At 73.5% G+C, this 15,226-nt stretch carries 15 protein-coding genes and 1 pseudogene; 6 read left to right on the forward strand and 10 right to left on the reverse strand.

The genetic code is table 11. The annotated features are described in order from the left end of the window. Window positions 1-16: 16 nt before the first annotated feature. Entirely contained in the window at window positions 17-949 is a 933-nt protein-coding gene (locus tag ACWD6N_RS21640) for a LysR family transcriptional regulator (RefSeq protein ID WP_354965221.1), read from the forward strand. Between the two features lie 62 nt (window positions 950-1,011). On the opposite strand, the gene ACWD6N_RS21645 is transcribed toward ACWD6N_RS21640, so the two are convergent. From ACWD6N_RS21645 to ACWD6N_RS21655, 3 genes are read right to left on the reverse strand one after another with little or no spacing between them, the layout of a single operon-like run. Then, window positions 1,012-2,148 carry a class I SAM-dependent methyltransferase gene (locus ACWD6N_RS21645; RefSeq protein ID WP_450005133.1) on the reverse strand — a complete coding sequence of 379 codons (1,137 nt, stop codon included), beginning with the start codon at window positions 2,146-2,148 and terminating at the stop codon, window positions 1,012-1,014. Then, window positions 2,145-2,450, reverse strand: a complete 306-nt coding sequence (locus tag ACWD6N_RS21650; protein WP_354965223.1) for an acyl carrier protein — start codon at window positions 2,448-2,450, stop codon at window positions 2,145-2,147. Before ACWD6N_RS21650 ends, ACWD6N_RS21645 begins: the two co-directional genes overlap by 4 nt. A gap of 51 nt (window positions 2,451-2,501) precedes the next feature. Further along, window positions 2,502-4,202 carry an AMP-binding protein gene (locus tag ACWD6N_RS21655; protein ID WP_354965224.1) on the reverse strand — a complete coding sequence of 567 codons (1,701 nt, stop codon included), beginning with the start codon at window positions 4,200-4,202 and terminating at the stop codon, window positions 2,502-2,504. A gap of 91 nt (window positions 4,203-4,293) precedes the next feature. On the opposite strand from ACWD6N_RS21655, the gene ACWD6N_RS21660 reads away from it, so the two are divergent. Then, window positions 4,294-5,445, forward strand: coding sequence for an acyl-CoA dehydrogenase family protein (locus ACWD6N_RS21660; protein WP_354965225.1), 1,152 nt, complete (start codon window positions 4,294-4,296; stop codon window positions 5,443-5,445). A gap of 73 nt (window positions 5,446-5,518) precedes the next feature. Here the strand turns inward: ACWD6N_RS21660 and ACWD6N_RS21665 are convergent, their stop codons facing one another. Then, window positions 5,519-6,916 (reverse strand): LLM class flavin-dependent oxidoreductase, encoded by a 1,398-nt coding sequence (locus ACWD6N_RS21665; RefSeq protein ID WP_354965226.1) that lies wholly within the window; start codon window positions 6,914-6,916, stop codon window positions 5,519-5,521. A gap of 59 nt (window positions 6,917-6,975) precedes the next feature. Between ACWD6N_RS21665 and ACWD6N_RS21670 the strand changes: the two genes are divergently transcribed. The 4 genes from ACWD6N_RS21670 (at window position 6,976) to ACWD6N_RS21685 (ending at window position 9,686) form a co-directional block, all read left to right on the forward strand. Next, the gene (locus tag ACWD6N_RS21670; protein WP_354965227.1) at window positions 6,976-8,049 is read left to right on the forward strand and encodes a methyltransferase; all 1,074 of its coding nucleotides are present in this window, start codon (window positions 6,976-6,978) and stop codon (window positions 8,047-8,049) included. Window positions 8,050-8,060: 11 nt separating this feature from the next. Then, window positions 8,061-8,552 carry a VOC family protein gene (locus tag ACWD6N_RS21675; protein WP_354965228.1) on the forward strand — a complete coding sequence of 164 codons (492 nt, stop codon included), beginning with the start codon at window positions 8,061-8,063 and terminating at the stop codon, window positions 8,550-8,552. A 220-nt stretch (window positions 8,553-8,772) separates the two neighbouring features. Next, the gene (locus ACWD6N_RS21680) at window positions 8,773-9,063 is read left to right on the forward strand and encodes a hypothetical protein (RefSeq protein ID WP_450005134.1); all 291 of its coding nucleotides are present in this window, start codon (window positions 8,773-8,775) and stop codon (window positions 9,061-9,063) included. Beyond that, complete coding sequence (locus ACWD6N_RS21685; RefSeq protein WP_450005135.1) at window positions 9,060-9,686, forward strand: DinB family protein; 627 nt, start codon at window positions 9,060-9,062, stop codon at window positions 9,684-9,686. The genes ACWD6N_RS21680 and ACWD6N_RS21685 overlap by 4 nt, the downstream gene beginning before the upstream one ends. A 163-nt stretch (window positions 9,687-9,849) precedes the next feature. Here the strand turns inward: ACWD6N_RS21685 and ACWD6N_RS21690 are convergent, their stop codons facing one another. The 6 genes and pseudogenes from ACWD6N_RS21690 to ACWD6N_RS21715 all read right to left on the reverse strand — a co-directional run. Beyond that, window positions 9,850-11,541, reverse strand: a complete 1,692-nt coding sequence (locus ACWD6N_RS21690; RefSeq protein ID WP_354965231.1) for a carbamoyltransferase family protein — start codon at window positions 11,539-11,541, stop codon at window positions 9,850-9,852. A 28-nt stretch (window positions 11,542-11,569) separates the two neighbouring features. Beyond that, the gene (locus ACWD6N_RS21695) at window positions 11,570-12,073 is read right to left on the reverse strand and encodes a (2Fe-2S)-binding protein (RefSeq protein WP_450005136.1); all 504 of its coding nucleotides are present in this window, start codon (window positions 12,071-12,073) and stop codon (window positions 11,570-11,572) included. Then, window positions 12,070-12,897 carry an FAD binding domain-containing protein gene (locus ACWD6N_RS21700; protein WP_450005137.1) on the reverse strand — a complete coding sequence of 276 codons (828 nt, stop codon included), beginning with the start codon at window positions 12,895-12,897 and terminating at the stop codon, window positions 12,070-12,072. Before ACWD6N_RS21700 ends, ACWD6N_RS21695 begins: the two co-directional genes overlap by 4 nt. Beyond that, window positions 12,894-13,670, reverse strand: coding sequence for a thioesterase II family protein (locus ACWD6N_RS21705; protein WP_450005138.1), 777 nt, complete (start codon window positions 13,668-13,670; stop codon window positions 12,894-12,896). The genes ACWD6N_RS21700 and ACWD6N_RS21705 overlap by 4 nt, the downstream gene beginning before the upstream one ends. Further along, window positions 13,667-14,839: a Gfo/Idh/MocA family oxidoreductase gene (locus ACWD6N_RS21710; RefSeq protein ID WP_450005139.1), complete on the reverse strand. Its 1,173-nt coding sequence runs from the start codon at window positions 14,837-14,839 to the stop codon at window positions 13,667-13,669. The genes ACWD6N_RS21705 and ACWD6N_RS21710 overlap by 4 nt, the downstream gene beginning before the upstream one ends. Further along, window positions 14,836-15,226: pseudogene (locus ACWD6N_RS21715) on the reverse strand (hypothetical protein); the annotation flags it as partial. The gene ACWD6N_RS21710 and the pseudogene ACWD6N_RS21715, both read right to left, overlap by 4 nt.

Below are 15,226 nucleotides of genomic sequence, written 5' to 3' on the forward strand. Positions count from 1 at the left end.
AAGGCACACTCGTGCCATGGAGTTGCTTGTGTGGCGGACGTTCGTGACGGTGTGCCGGCTCGGTTCGCTGTCGGCGGCGGCCGCCGAGCTCGCTCACACACAGTCGGCCGTCTCCCGACAGATCGCCGGTCTGGAGCGCCAGCTCGGCGTGCCGCTGTTGCAGCGGCACGCGCGCGGTGTGCGCCCGACGCCTGCCGGCGAGGTGTTCCGTCACCACGCCTTGGCCGCGCTCAACGAGGCCGACCGCGCCGTTCGCGCCGTACGGGACATTCGTGACGGGACGCTCAACCGGCCACTGGCCGTCGGCGCGACGCCATCTCTGGCCGCCGGGATTGTGCCCGCGGCGATCCGCCGCCTGATGGATACGGCCGGACCCATCCGGTGGAGTCTGCTGCCCGGGCTGAGCGCACAACTGCACGACCGCGTGATCGCCGGCGACCTCGACGTCGCTGTCGTCACCGATGCGCCACCAGGGCTACCCAACGACTCACGTCTCGAACGCCGATTCCTGGGGATGGACGAGATGGTCGTCGTGCTGCCCGTCGACCACCCGCAGGCCGGTCACGGTCCGGTGCGCATTCAGGCGCTGGCCGACCAGACCTGGGTCGAGGACAACGACGGCTCGGCGGCGCTGCTGCACCAGCACGCCGCCCGCGCCGGAGTCACCGCCCGCATCGACCTCACCGCGGCCGACCTGCCCGGCAAGGTGGCCCTGGTCGCCACCGGCCACGCCATCGCGCTCATACCTGGGGCGCTGACGTGCGCGCTGCGGACCGACGTCACCACAGTGACCCTCGCTGATCCCCCGACCCGCGGCATCTACACGATCACACCACGTCGCGACACACACCCGAGCGCTGCACCCCTGTTCGACCAGCTCACGCTAGCCTTCGACTCGGTTCGTCCTGCCCAATCCGCGCCTTGGCCGGCCGAAACGGGCCCCCGCTGAAAGCTACGGGCGGCCCGAGCCGGCGTGGGGAAGGAGCTGACGGCCCCTTCCCCACCCCCAACTCAGCCCGTCAGGTGGTACAGCCGGTGGAAGCGGTCGTCCACCGGCACGATCTGCACGTCCGCGAAGCCGGCCTCGGTGGCGAACCGGCGGACCTGGGCGGGACGCAGGACCGTCCCGGTGGCCGTCGAGTCGGGTCCGGCCAGACCGGCCGGCAGGCAGTGCAGCACGCTGGTGGCGTACTGGAAACGCTCGATCTCGTCGCCGGGCGCGACGAACCGGTGCGCCACCTTCGCGTCCAACACCAGCACCGCGCCGCCCTCGCCGCGCAGCCGACGGCAGGCCCGCAGCACCGACACCGGCTGGCTCATCTCGTGCAGCGCGTCGAAGACGCAGACCAGGTCGTACCGGCCGGCCAGCTCCGGGTCGACGGCGTCGCGCCGGTGGAACCGGACCCGGTCGGCCACGCCGGCGGCCGCGGCGTTCGCGTCCGCCGCGGCGACCGTCGGCGCGTCCAGGTCGTAGCCGTCGATCTCGGCCAGGGGGTACGCCCCGGCCAGCGCGATCGCCGCCCAGCCCGCGCCACAGCCGATGTCGGCGATCCGGCTCGGCGCGGCGCCGAGCCGCTGGTGGATGCGCGGCAGTGCCGAGGAGAGCCAACCGGGCAGGGCGTACGTGAACAGCGCCCGGTTGGCGCCCGAGTGGCCGTGCCGCCAGTCGTCGCCGTACACCTCGTCCGGCACCCCGGCTCCGGTGCGGTACGCGTCGAGCAGCGCCGGCAGCGCCCCGGCCACCCCGCCCAGCGGCAGCATGGTCAGCGAGACCAGCGACAGCGGGCTGTCCGAGGCGAGCAGCACCTCGGCGTGCCCCGCCGGCAGCCGGTAGACCCGCCGCTCGGGTGCGGCCGCCACGTCGTCCACCTCGACGAACCCGGCGACCGCCTGCTGTTCCAGCCACTCCCGCGCGTACCGAGCGTCGATACCGGTACGCGCGCACAGCTCGGCCACGTCGGCCGGGCCACGGTCGAGTGCCTCGTACAGCCCGAGCCGGGCGCCTAGGTAGCCGGCCAGCAGCTCCTGGGTGTGCAGCATGGCCAGGAACAGCCGCAGCGACAGCGCCCTGGCCCGCTGGTCCCCGTCGCCGGGCGTCGCCGGGCGCAGTGTCGCCGCGCCCGGCCGGTGCCCGGAGCGCGCGGTCAACTGGCCAGCTCGCCGCGGGCCCGCAGTATGTCGTTCACGTGCTCCGCCACGGCGTCGATCGTGACGATCTTCCGTGCGGTCGTCTCGTCGATCGGCGGCAGCTCGAACTCGTCCTCCAGGGTGAAGGCCAGCTCCAGCAGCGCGAGCGAGTGGAAGCCGAGGTCCTCGACCAGCCGCGAGTCACCCGCCCCCTCGATCTGCTCCGGGTTGGGCGCCAGTTCGGTGACGATCGCCGTCACCGAGTCGCGCACCTCCGCCTCGGTACGCACCTCGGCTGTCGTCGACCTGGTCGCGTCGGTCATTCCCGCCTCCTGTCCGAACGTCCCTCAGGACGCCGTCGTCGTCTGCTCGGTCTAGTCCCGCTGACCGGCCGGTGCCGTGGTGACCACGGTGCCGGGCAGCCGGTCATCGACGAACGCCTGCCACAGCTGGCGCCGTTTGGGTTTACCGCTGGAGGTGCGGGCGATGGTGCCGCGCGGCGCGTCCACGATGACCACCCGCGCACCCTCTGCCCGGCGGCGCAGCTCCCGCTCCGCCTGCGCCAGCCACTCGGGCTGGGCCTGCTCGAACACGGCCACGACGGTCGCGGCGCCGGCACGGTGGCCCAGCAACGCGGCCATCCGCTGGGCCGGCACACCGGGGCGGCAGATGGCCCACTCGAGATCCTCGGCGAACACCGCCCGACCCCGCACCTTCATGCTGTCGCCGAGCCGGCCGAGCACGTGCAACTGCCCGTCGTGCAGGAAGCCGGCGTCGGCGGTGCGCAGCACACCTTCGCCGAGCGCGGTCTGCGACGCCGAGTCGCCCTCGTTGATGTACCCCTGCGCGACGGACGCGCCGTGCACCTCGATCTCGCCGACCACCCCGTCCGGCAGCGGCGTGCCGGACTCGTCCACGATCCGCACCCGCACCCCGGTCAGCGGCCGGCCGCAGCCCACCACCGGGTACGCGTCGACGGCGTCGTCGACCGGCTCGGCGGGGTCGGGTACCGCCCGTGCGCCCAGCCGTAGCCGGTCGGGGCGCAGCTCGACGGCGTGGTACAGCTCGTCCAATGGCAGCCCGGTGACCGCGAGGGTCGCCTCCGCCAGCCCGTACGCGGGCAGCAGGGCGCGCGGGTCGAAGCCGTACGGGACGAGCAGCGCGCAGAACCGGCGCAGCGCCTCGGCGTCGACGCGCTCGGCGCCGACGATGACCGCGCGCCAGTCGGAGAGGTCCAGCCCGGTCAGCGCGTCGGGGCGTACCCGGCGGGCGATGTACTCCAGCCCGAAGTTCGGCATCGAGGTCAGTCGCGCGCCGTGCGCCCCGAAGCAGCGCAGGTAGCGCCCGGGGTTGCGGACGAACTCCTCCGGCGGCATCAGCCACAGGTCGCTGGTGTTGACCACCGGGGTGACGAGGCACCCGATGAGGCCCATGTCGTGGTGCACCGGCAGCCAGGACGCGGTCGGGTCGTCCGGGGTCATGGCCAGCCACCGCCGGATCGCCGTGACGTTGGCGGCCAGGGCCGCGTGCGGCACCTGCACGCCCCGGGCGCGGCCGCTGGAGCCGGACGTGAACTGGAGCAGGGCGAGCGGGCCCGGTGCCGCGACCGCGCCCCGGGCTCCGCCGGCGGCGTCGGCCAGTTCGTCGGCGCAGAGGACCCGGCGGACTCCGGCGGTCGCGGCCAGCGGCTCGATGGCCGCGGTGAGGGTGGCCGCGCAGACCACCACCCGTGGCGCGGCGGCGCGCAGGAGGCCCAGCACGTGCTCGCCGTAGACCTCGCGGTCCTGAAAGGCCAGCGGTGGGGCGATCGGTGAGGGCGCCGCTCCGGCGGCCATCGCGGCGAACAGCGTCGCGACGAAGTCGGGGCCGGCGGGCTCGACGATGGACACCACGTCGCCCGGGACCACCCCGACGGCCCGCAGGCCGGCGAGGATCACCCGGGTCCGGTCGGCCAGTTCGGCGTACGACAGGAAGGTCCAGTCGTCACCGCCGGCCGCGAAGTGCACACCCCGGTCCTGCCTGGGTCGTTCCAGCCAGCTCAGCAGCGGCGAGCCCGAAACGGCGCGTACGGTCATCGGCCGGTCACCTCCTCCCCTGTACGTCTATCCGAGATTGATAGCAGATACAAGGCTAAACAAGATACGAGTGAGGCGATAGGGTGTATCCGTGACCAGTACGCTTCCCCGGGTCGACGGACTGCTCCCCGCGCTCGCCGAGCGGGCGCCGGAGATTGACCGGGCGGGCCGGGTCCCGGACGACGTCCTCGCCGACCTCAGCGCCGCGGGCTGCCTGCGGATGCTGGTGCCGTCCGCCCATGGTGGCGCCGACCTGCCGCTGGTTGAGGCGCTGCGGGTCATCGAGCAGCTGTCCACCGCGGACGGCTCCACCGGCTGGCTGATCGGCCAGGTGGGCCTGGCGCACCTGCTGTTCGCCTGTTTCCCCGAGGCCGCCCGGGACGAGATCTACGCGGGCGGTCCGGACGTGTTGGGCGCCGGCGCGGTCGCGCCCAAGGGCCGGGCAGCCCCGGACGGCGCCGGCGGCTGGCGGGTCAACGGCCAGTGGCCGTTCGTGACCGGCAGCCCCCAGGCGAGCTGGATCTACCTGAACTGCATCGTGCTCGACGGCCGCACACCCCGGACCCTGCCCAACGGGGCGCCGCTGACCCGGATGGTGCTCTTCCCCGCCGGCGAGCTGGAGCAGATCGACACCTGGCAGGTGCTCGGCCTGCGCGGCTCCGCCAGCCAGGACGTGCGGGCGGCCAACCGGACCTGTCCCGAGCACCGCGGCTTCAGCCTGGTCGGTGACGGCGACGACGTGCGCCGAACGGTCTTCCGGATCGCCCAGGCCGGTCTGCTCATCGCCGCGGTCGACCTCGGCATGGCACAGGGCGCCGTCCGCGACGCCGCGGCCCACGCCGCCGCCGGCCGCCGCCGTACGTTCAGCACCCGGTCGCTGGCCGACTCGCCGGTGTTCCACGACCGCCTCGGCGAGGCCCACGTGGCCCTGCGCGCGGCCCGGGCGCTGCTGCACCACGAGGCGGAGTCGGCCTGGGAGACCGCCCGGCGGGGCGAGGTGCTCAGCGCACTGGACCGGGCCTGCCTGCGTGCCACCGCCACGCAGGTCACCACCGCCGCGCTGCAGGCCGTCCAGACGGCGTACGCGCTGGTCGGCGCGTCGACCGTGTTCGACTCCTCGCCGCTGCAACGGCGACTGCGCGACATCAACACCGCGACCCAGCACTTCGTGAACAGCCGGGACAGCTACGGCACGGTCGGTGCACTGCTGAGCGGCGCGGACGTCGACACCACGATGTTCTGACCACGGCGTTCTGACCACGGCCCGGCCCGCACCCACCGCGCCGGGTCGCGGTCGGCGCCGGGAACCCGGCAGGTCAGCCGCGGGCGGGGGCGGATTCGACCGCTGCCCGCGGGTCCAACGCTGGCACCCGGGCCGGCACGGGCGCCCCGGCGCCGAAGTAGCGCTCCCGCAGGGTCCGCTCCGCCGGGTCGTACGCGGAACGGAACAGGCCACGGCGCTGCAACTCCGGCACCAGCAGGTCGCAGATGTCGTCGATGCCCTGGGTGGTCGGGCAGGGGATCAGGTTGAAGCCGTCCACGTCGGCCACCGCGCACCACTCCTCCATCCGGTCGGCGACCTGCTCGACCGTGCCGAAGAGGGTCACCGGGGCGCCGGTGCGGGGCCGGCGGGCGGTGGCCACCAGGTAGCGCACGTCACCGACCGTCCAGGTGCGCTCGGGCCCGAGCCGGCGCAGGAAGCCCACGAAACTCTGACTGCCCTGCCCGGCGATCTCGGCCACCGGCGTCTCGTCCGGATACGCCGCGAGGTCGACGTCCATCCAGCCGCACCACTTGGCCAGCTGCCCCTCCCCGCTCCACAGCGCGACGTACTCCTCGGCCCGCCGGCGGGCCTCGGCGCGGGTCGGTGCGACCATCACCATGCTGCCCTGCAGCGCCTTCACCGAACGCGGGTCGCGCCCGTGCGCGGCGACCTGGGACCGCAGCCGGGCCACCTGCGCCGCGCCGCTGGCCGGGTCCGCCATGGTCAGGAAGACGACCTCGGCGTGCCGGGCCGCGAAGGTCATCCCCCGCCCGGACGCGCCGGCCTGGTACAGCACCGGGGTGCGCTGCGGCGACGGTTCACACTGGTGCGGGCCCCGCACCGAGAACCAGCGCCCCTCGTGGCCGATCTCGCGTACCCGGTCCGGGTCGGTGAAGACGTTCGCGGCGACGTCGCGGACCACCGCGTCGTCGTCCCAGCTCTCCTCCCACAGCCGGCGCGCCACCTCGACGTACTCGTCGGCCCGGTCGTAGCGCTCGTCGTGGTCCAGGTACGAACCCAGCCCGTTCGCGGACGCGGACCGCAGATACGAGGTGACGATGTTCCAGGCGACCCGTCCGCCGGTGAGGTGGTCCAGGGAGCTGAACACCCGGGCGCACTCGTACGGGGCGTGGTAGGTCGTCGAGTAGGTGACGGCGAGGCCCAGCCGGGAGGTGGTGGCGGCGATCGCGGGCAGCACGAGCAGCGGGTCGATCGACGGGAGCTGCACCGCGTGCCGCACGGCCGCTCGCCAGGATCCCTGGTAGACGTCGTAGGTGCCGTGCACGTCGGCGAAGAAGAGCGCGTCCAGGCAGGCTGCCTCCAGCCGCTGGCCCAGCTCGACCCAGTAGGCGAGGTCGCGGTAGCCGGTGGCGCTGCGGTCGGCGGGGTGCCGCCAGAACCCCTTGAACTGCGGCGACGGCGAGCACTGGGTGAACAGATTGAGATGCACGTATCAAGTGTCTCGTATGCTATCTGGTATCGCAACGCTCGACCGGATACGGTACGGACATGTCCGTGACGCCTCGCATCGACCTCGCGTCGGTCACCCGCCTCACCGAACTGGCCGACTACATCGTTCCGTTCACCATCCGGGTCATGTGCGACCTGGCGGTCGCCGACCACCTGGTCGAGGGCCCGTTGCCGGTGGACGTGCTGGCCCGGCGGGTCGGCGCGCATCCCGGCGCGTTGACCCGAGGCCTGCGCGCGCTGGCCGGGCGGGGGATCTTCACCGAGGTCACCCCCGAGGTCTTCGGGCTCACCCCGCTGGCCGAACCGCTGCGCAGCGACCACCCGTTCTCGGTCCGCGAGTGCTTCCCGTTGATGCCGCCGGACATCTACTCCTGGGCCCGGTTGACGCACAGCCTGCGTACCGGTGCGACGGCGTTCGGGCACGTGCACGGCGGCACCCGGTACTACGACCACTTCGCCGACCACCCGTACGAGTGCGTCCGGTTCGAGAAGTCGGCCGAGAGCGTCAACCCGTTCGTGCTGCGGACCGTACTGCCGGTGCTGGACCTGGCCGGGGCCCGGACGCTGGTGGACGTGGGCGCCGGGCACGGCACCTTCGCCGGTGGCCTGCTCGCCCGCCACCGGGAACTGCGCGCGATCCTGCTCGACCTGCCGCACGTGGTGGCCGAGGCGCCGGGCGTGCTGGCCCGCGCCGGCGTCGCCGACCGGTGCGAGATCCGCGGCGGAAGCTTCTTCGACCCACTGCCCGCCGACGCCGACGTGTACCTGCTCAAGACGATCATCCATGACTGGCCGGACGAGCAGGCCGCCGAGATCCTGCGCAACGTCCGCGCCGCCGCCCGGCCCGACAGCCGGCTGGTCATCATCGAGTCGGTCAGCCGCTACGGGAACCACGACGACACCGGCAAGGTGATGGACGTCAAGGCGCTCGCCCTGTTCGGCGGACGGACCCGGACCGAGCCGGAGTTCCGCGCGCTGCTCGCCGAATCCGGGTTCCACCTGTCGCGGATCACGCCGACCTCCTCGATGTCGGTCCTCGAGGCCGTGCCGGCGCCCGACGGCGAACCCGTCGCCGTCCGGCCGGCCGTCGCGGCGGCCGGCCGGACGGCCTGACGAGGCCCGCCATGCCGCGCCTGGACGGTCGCAACCACGTCAACCTCACCGTCGTCGACCTGGAGCGCAGCACCTCGTTCTACTGTTCGGTGTTCGAGATGGTGGTGGTCAACGACGTCACCCCGCCCGAGTCCGGCTTCCGCTTCCGCACCCTGCTGCACACGGCGTCGTTCGCCTCGGTCGTGCTGGGCTGCGTCGAGGGCCCGGCCGACGCCGAGGTGGGCGAGGTCGACCCGCAGCGCTTCGACGAGCGGCGCCCGGGGCTGCATCACCTGGCCTACCACGTGCCCGAGCGCGGCGACCTGGACGAGTGGGTCGCCCACCTGGACGGCATCGACGTCCCGCACTCCGGCATCACCACCTCCAAGCACGAGGCTGGATCGCAGATCTGGCTGCGCGACCCGGACAACATCTGGCTGGAGTTCTACTGGGTGAACCGGGACTTCTTCGTCGACCGGCTACGGCAGGTCTGGCGACGCGACCGTCGGACGGCCCGGGCCTGAGCGGGGGTTGAGGAACATCGGAACGAAAACCGGCGCTAAGCACCTGTCGGCCCTGGTGGGCGCCTGACGGGACGTCGGGCGCGGGACGATCTTGAAGTCATCCCACAGATAACGCCGCACCGCCCGGCTGCTGCCCTGGCTGCTCAAGGGCCGCACCCGCGGTCCGGTGTTCGTCACCGCCCGCCGTGCGGGGCCGGGGAAGGTCATTGGCCCTCGGGACGTGTGCCCAGACACCGGGGCGGCGCGCCTGTCCTACGGCCAGGCCCGCGCCCTGCTGGACATCCACACCGCCACACAGGGCCCGGGGACGGGCTGGGACCTGCACGAATACCGCCACTCCGCGCTGACGCACCTGGGCGAGGCTGGCGCGTCGCTGCTGATGCTGATGGCCAAGTCCCGGCACCGCAAGCCGGAGAACCTGCGCCGCTACTTCAAGCCGTCGCCGGACGCCATCGCCGAACTCACCAGCCTGCTCGCACCCGGCGACACACGCCGAGGCGGCGGCAAGTGACCGAGTCGGCCGACCCGTCGATCCTGATCATCCCGACCGACCCGAAACCACCGAGCCCTGGAGTTGACATGGCTGACATGATCGTGCCCGACCCCGTCACGCGGGACATTCTCGCGATCTTCGAACGCGCGCGATCCCGGCTGTTCGAGCGCCTTGAGGACCTGACCGACGCCGAGTACCACTGGGAGCCGGTCAGCGACTGCATCAGCATCCGCCCCGGCGACGACGGCGTCTTCCGCGTCGCCACGCTATTTGCGGAATCGAGTCCGGAGGCGCCGGACCCCCTCACGACGATCGCCTGGCGCATCTGGCACATCGGCAGCCTCTGCCTGCGCGGCTATGTGATCCACTTCTTCGAGGACGTCCCCGAGTTCGGCGACCGCCACGAGTGGCCGGGCACCGCAAAAGAGGGCGTCGAGGCGCTCGCCGAGGACTTGGAGCACTTCATCTCCCGTATCGCAGCCCTCGGCGACAAGCGCCTGTTGGCGCCGATAGGCCTGGGCCCCGGCGGTTGGGCCGATGAGACCTATCTGAAGCTCGCGCTGCACGCTCTGGTCGAGGTCGCGCATCACGGCGGCGAGATCGGCCTGCTGCGCGACCTGTACCTGCGCGAAGGCGTCTGATTTCGGCGGTGGGCGACCTTGCTCGGCGGCCGTGTGCCGCCAGGTCAAAGCGCTCTCAGGCCCGCGAGCGGCTTGGCGCCGGTTTCGTTCCGATGTTCCTCAACCCCCTGAGCAGCGGACCGCGCGAAGAAGGGGCCTCCCGGTCGGGCGGCCCCTTCGCATGTCAGGCCGGCAGGTCGGCCTCGCTGCGCGCCACCACCGCGTCCCCGAGCACCAGCAGGTCGATCTCCTTGGCCCGGACGAACGTGTCCACCGCGTCGGCGGCCGAGTTCACAATCGGGTCGCCTGCGAGGTTGAACGAGGTGTTGACCACCGCCGGCACTCCGGTGAGCTGCCGGAACTGCTCGATCAGCGACCAGTAGCCGGGGTTGGTGTCGCGGTACACGGTCTGCGGGCGGGCCGAGCCGTCCACGTGCGTCACCGCCGGGACCCGCAGCCGCGCGTCCGGGCGCAGCGAGGCGGCGGCCAACATGAACCGGGACGGATCGCCGACCGGACCGTCGACCAGCTCGGACACGTGCTCGGCCAGGACACTGGGCGCCACCGGACGCCACATCTCCCGCCCCTTGAGCACGTTGAGGCGTTCCAGGCTGCGCCGACCACGCGGGTCGGCCAGCAGACTGCGCGCGCCGAGCGCCCGCTGCCCGATCTCGGCCCGCCCGCGTGCCCAGCCCACGATCCGGCCAGCGGCGAGTTCACCGGCCACGGCGCGGGCCAACTCGTCGTCACCCAGGCGGCGGTGCACCATGCCGGCCCGAGCCGCCGCCGCCTCACCGGCCTCCGTGGTGATCGGCTGACCCCAGTACGCGTGGTCGAGACGGGTGGGCGCGAACTCACCGCACTCCCGCGCGGCGACCAGCGCGGCCCCCAGGGACACCCCCGCGTCGGTCGGCACCGGCGGCACGTAGACCCGCTCGAACAGGCCACTGCGGACCAGCACGCCGACCATGGTGCAGTTCATCGCCACCCCGCCCGCGAGCGCCAGCACCGGGGTGTCGACCCGCCGACGCAGCTCGGCGGCCAGCGACAGCACCGTCTCCTCCAGCCCTTGCTGGATCGTCGCCGCGAAGTCCGCGTACGCGATCGGCTCCTCCCCGGTGCGCGGCGCGTACGGGAACAGCTTGCCGAACTGGGGTTTGAGGGACTCGGCGACGGCCGGGTAGTACGCCATCAGCGGGCCGAGGGTCGCGGCCCTTCGGGCGGGCACGTCAGCGGTGGGCGTGCCACGGACCAGCTCGTACCCGCCGGGAACCGCCCGCACTGGCGCGCCGGGGCCGGGCCTTCCGTACGCGGCGAGGCCCATCAGCTTGCCGGTGCCCCAGTAGCCCAGCCCCGCCCACTCGGCGGCGGCGTTGTAGTAGAAGCCCAACGACTGCTCGACGGGCCACTCCCGCAGGATCTCGATGTCCCCGTCGGCGTAGCGCCCGAACGAGGTCGACTGCGTCTCGCCGGCGCCGTCGAGGACCAGGACCGCCGCCTCGTCACAGTCGACGCTGAACGCCGCGCTGGCCGCGTGCGCGACGTGGTGCGGCACCCAGCGGATCGCCGGCATGGTCAGGTCCTCGTGGCCGGGGAAGAGCATCGCCCGCAGCCCGTCGGGGGTGAACCGTCGGTTGCGCCCGAGCGGGATGTCCCGGAAGTCCCAGCCGATGGCGACGGTGTCCACCTCCTGCGGGCCGATGCCGGCCATCGCCAGGCAGGCGGCGACGGCGTCGGCGGGCGGTTGGCCCACCGCGTGCTTGCGCCGGCTGACCCGCTCCTGCTCGACGAGGCCGCAGAGCGCACCGTCGCGGACCAGCGCGGCGCTGGAGTCGTGGAAGCCGATGTTCACCCCGAGTACGTAGCGCGCCGACATGGTCGGCCTCCTTTCCGGTGTCTGGCGGTCATCCGACCTGGCGGGCCTCGTCGAGGGCGAGCACGGCACGGACGATGTTGTGGTAGCCGGTGCAGCGGCACAGGTTGCCCTTCAGGGCGTGCCGCACGTCGTGCTCGGTGAGCGGCCCCGGGTTCTCCTGGAGCAGGCTCACCACGGCGAGGACCATGCCGGGAGTGCAGAAGCCGCACTGCAGGGCGTGGTGCTCGTGGAACGCCTCCTGCACCGGGTGCAGCCGCTCGCCGTCGGCGAGCCCCTCCACGGTGCGGATCTCGGCGCCGTCGGCCTGCGCGGCCAGCAGGCTGCACGACTTGACCGACCGCCCGTCCAGCAGCACCGTGCAGGCCCCGCAGGAGGAGGTGTCGCAGCCCACGGTGGCCGCGGTCAACCCCAGCTCCTCGCGCAGCAGATGGACCAGCAGGGTACGGGCCGGCACCCGCCGGCTGTCCGGGCGACCGTTGACCGTGGCGGTGACGGCGACGGTCGTCGTACCGGGACGGGCGTCGATGCTCATCGTGACTCCTCCGGGATGGTGCCGTTCTCGGCCAGGGCGCGGGCCACCAGCACCCGACTCACGTGCCGCCGGTAGGCGGCCGAGGCGCGTACGTCGTCCGGCGGGTCACACCCCTCATCGGCGCGCGCCGCCGCGGCGACACCGGCGCCCTCAGCGAGGGCCACCTCGACCCCGTGCGCCCGCCGGATGGTCGGCCCCATGCCGGCCAGCGCGACCCGACCGTCGGCGACGGCGACGGCCACCAGCGACCACTCCAACGCCGGCCGGGCGAAGGTCCGGTAGCTCCACCGTGCCGGGCCGGGCAGCGGCACCCGTACCTCGGTGACGAGTTCGTCGGGCCGGCACACCGTCGCCCCGGGCGCCACGGCCAACTCGGCGGCGGGCACCTGCCGGGCGCCGGCCACGCTGCGCAACACCACGACGGCGTCCAGCGCGACCAGGGCCAGCGGCAGGTCCGCGGCCGGGTCGGCCTGGGCGAGCGCGCCGCCCACGGTCCCCACATGCCGCACCTGCGGGTCACCGACCGCCGCGGCGGCGACGGCCAGCATCGGGGCGTACCGCTCGACCAGCGGGTCGGTGAGCAACCGGTGGTAGCGGGTCAGCGCGCCCACGGCCAGGTGGTCGTCACGGTGGGCCACGTACGACAACTCGCCGACCCGGCCGAGGTCCAGCAGGGTGTCGACGCGGTCGCGGCGCAGCTTCAGCGCCGGCAGCAGCGACTGCCCGCCGGCCAGCGGCCGCAGCTGGTCGCCGTACGCCTCACGCAGCTCCAGCGCCTCGGTCAGGTCCCGGGCCCGGTGGTAGTGCAGGTTCGCCGGGATCACGGGCCGGCCGCCGACCAGGTGGGCACCGGGCTGCGGTGCGTGGCGCGCAGGATGGTCTCGATGAGCTGGTTGCGGCGCGGGAGCAGGTAGAAGTGGCCGCCGGGGAACGTGTGCAGGGCGAAGCCACCTCGGGTGCGGTGGGCCCAGTCGCCGGCCTCGTCCGCGGTGACCTCGGGGTCGTCCGCGCCGACGCAGGCCAGCACCGGCGTCCGTAGCGGCACCGGCGGCCGCGGACGGTACGTCTCGGCGATCCGGTAGTCGGCGCGCAGCACCGGCAGGGCGATCGCGCGTACCCCCTCGTGTTCGAGGGCCTCCCGGCCGGTGCCGCCGAGCCGCCCGGTCTCCGCCCACAGCGTGTCGTCGTCGGCCAGGTGCACGGTGGTGGCCCGCAACCGGTCCGGCCCCGGGCGGCCGGAAACCACCAACGCCCGTAGCACGCTGCCGGGGCCGTCCAGCCGGCGTGCCGTCTCGTACGCCACGGACGCCCCGAGGCTGTGCCCGAACAGGACGACCGGGGCGTCGGCCGGCAGCGCCCGCACCGCCACGGCGACCCCCTCGGCCAGGGTCGGCAGGTCGGCGGCGAACGGTTCCCCGGCCCGGTCCATGCGACCCGGATACTGCACGCCGTGCACCTCGACGTCGTCGGGCACCTGACCGGACCAGGGCCGGTAGAAGGCGGCGTTGCCGCCGGCGTGGGGGAAGCAGACGAGGCGCAGCGCCGGCCAGCGCAACGGCCGGGGGCAGCGCAGCCAGGTACGGACGGCGGGCGTCACGGTCGCGCCCCGATCCGCACCGGCTCCGGCGTGTCGACCGCCCCGGCGGCAGCGTCGGCCAGTTCCGCCACGTCGGACGCGACGAGCATCCGCGGCGGTACGGAGTGCACCAGGTCGGGCGGCCCCAACCGGGTGGTGACGTCCTGCCACAACTGGCACAGGCTCAGGTGGTACTGGCCGTGCCGGGCCAGCTTCTCCCCGCCCAGCGCCGCCCGGTGCAGGTTGCCCAGGGCGTACCCGACGCCGGCCGGCCAGACCTCCTCGAACACGGTGCGGTAGCTGGGCGCGACCGTGTCGGCCAGCGGCTGCGCGCTCGGCACGTCCAGGTGGTCGGGTTCGGCGCCCTCCCCGTCGGCGAAGTGCGGCCGGCCCACCCCCCGGTCCTGCACCTGCTGCGGAAAGTCCGGCCGAGGACTCCACACGGTGGGTCCGTGTGTGCCGACGAGGGTCAGGTTGCCGGCCTCGGTGCCGATGGTGACCCGGTGCAGCAGGTGCGCGTAGTTGTCCGGGTCCGCCGGGTCCATCTGGTTCTGCACCCGCAGGGTCAGCGGCACCCCGGCGAGCACTCCGTCGAGGCTTCGGAACGGCACGTCCACCCGGGACAGCCGGCGTACCTGCTCGGGCAGTTCGACCGCCGGGGCCAGGCCCCACGGGCGTACCCCGCCGAGGGTCTGGCCGAGGATGTCCAGCAGGGCGTACGCGACCTGGAAGCCGCAGGCCGCGTCGACGTAGCGCGCCGGCTGCCGGGCCAGCAGCGCCCGGGCCGCGGCGAGGAACCGGCGCACCGGGGCGGTGTGCACATAGAACGAGTTCAGGTGGTGGACGACCCCGGCCCGGCCGGCGGTCCGCAGACACTCGACCAGCTCGTCGTGGTGCAGCGGATGCTCCTGCAGCACGTGCAGCCCCCGTTGCATCAGCGCCCGGGCCACCTCGCCGCCCGGTCCGCCGAGCAGACCGCCGCGGATCACCACGCAGGCCAGCGTGACGTCGGCGGGCACCTGGGCCACGTCGGTCCACAGCGGCACTCCGTAGTGCCGGGCGCACGCGACCGAACGGGCGCTGCCCCCGGCGAGGATCCCGGCCAGCTCGAACGGAAAGTCGGGCTGCCGAAAGGCCTGCAGGTACACCTGGCCGAACTTGGTGCCGGCGACCAGCACTCTCGGTTTCACGCCACCCCCTCCTCGATCAGGTCGTGTGACCCCAGCGGGACGTCGTCGACGGTCAGCGACGTGACCGCCGGGCTGGTGTGCAACAGGTCCACCGCCCATCCCGGGTCCACCGCCTCGGCGAGGTGGTGCACGCCGGGTGGCACGGCGCCGGCGGCGACCGCCAGGGCGCCGAGGGCGACCGCCGCGCCGGTGAGCGCGTTCGCGCCGACCCCCCGGCAGGCCAGCACGCGGCTGCCCGCCGGACCGGTCACCTCGATGACCAGCAGCTGGTAGCGGGGCCGACCGAAGGCGTCCAGCTCGGCCGCCCGGCACAGCTCGGCTGCCGCGTCGGCGTGGCGGCCACCCTCTGCGACCTGACGAACGTTCTGCGTCAGCACGGCTTGATCC

It is taken from the genome of Micromonospora sp. NPDC005163, from assembly GCF_053599835.1.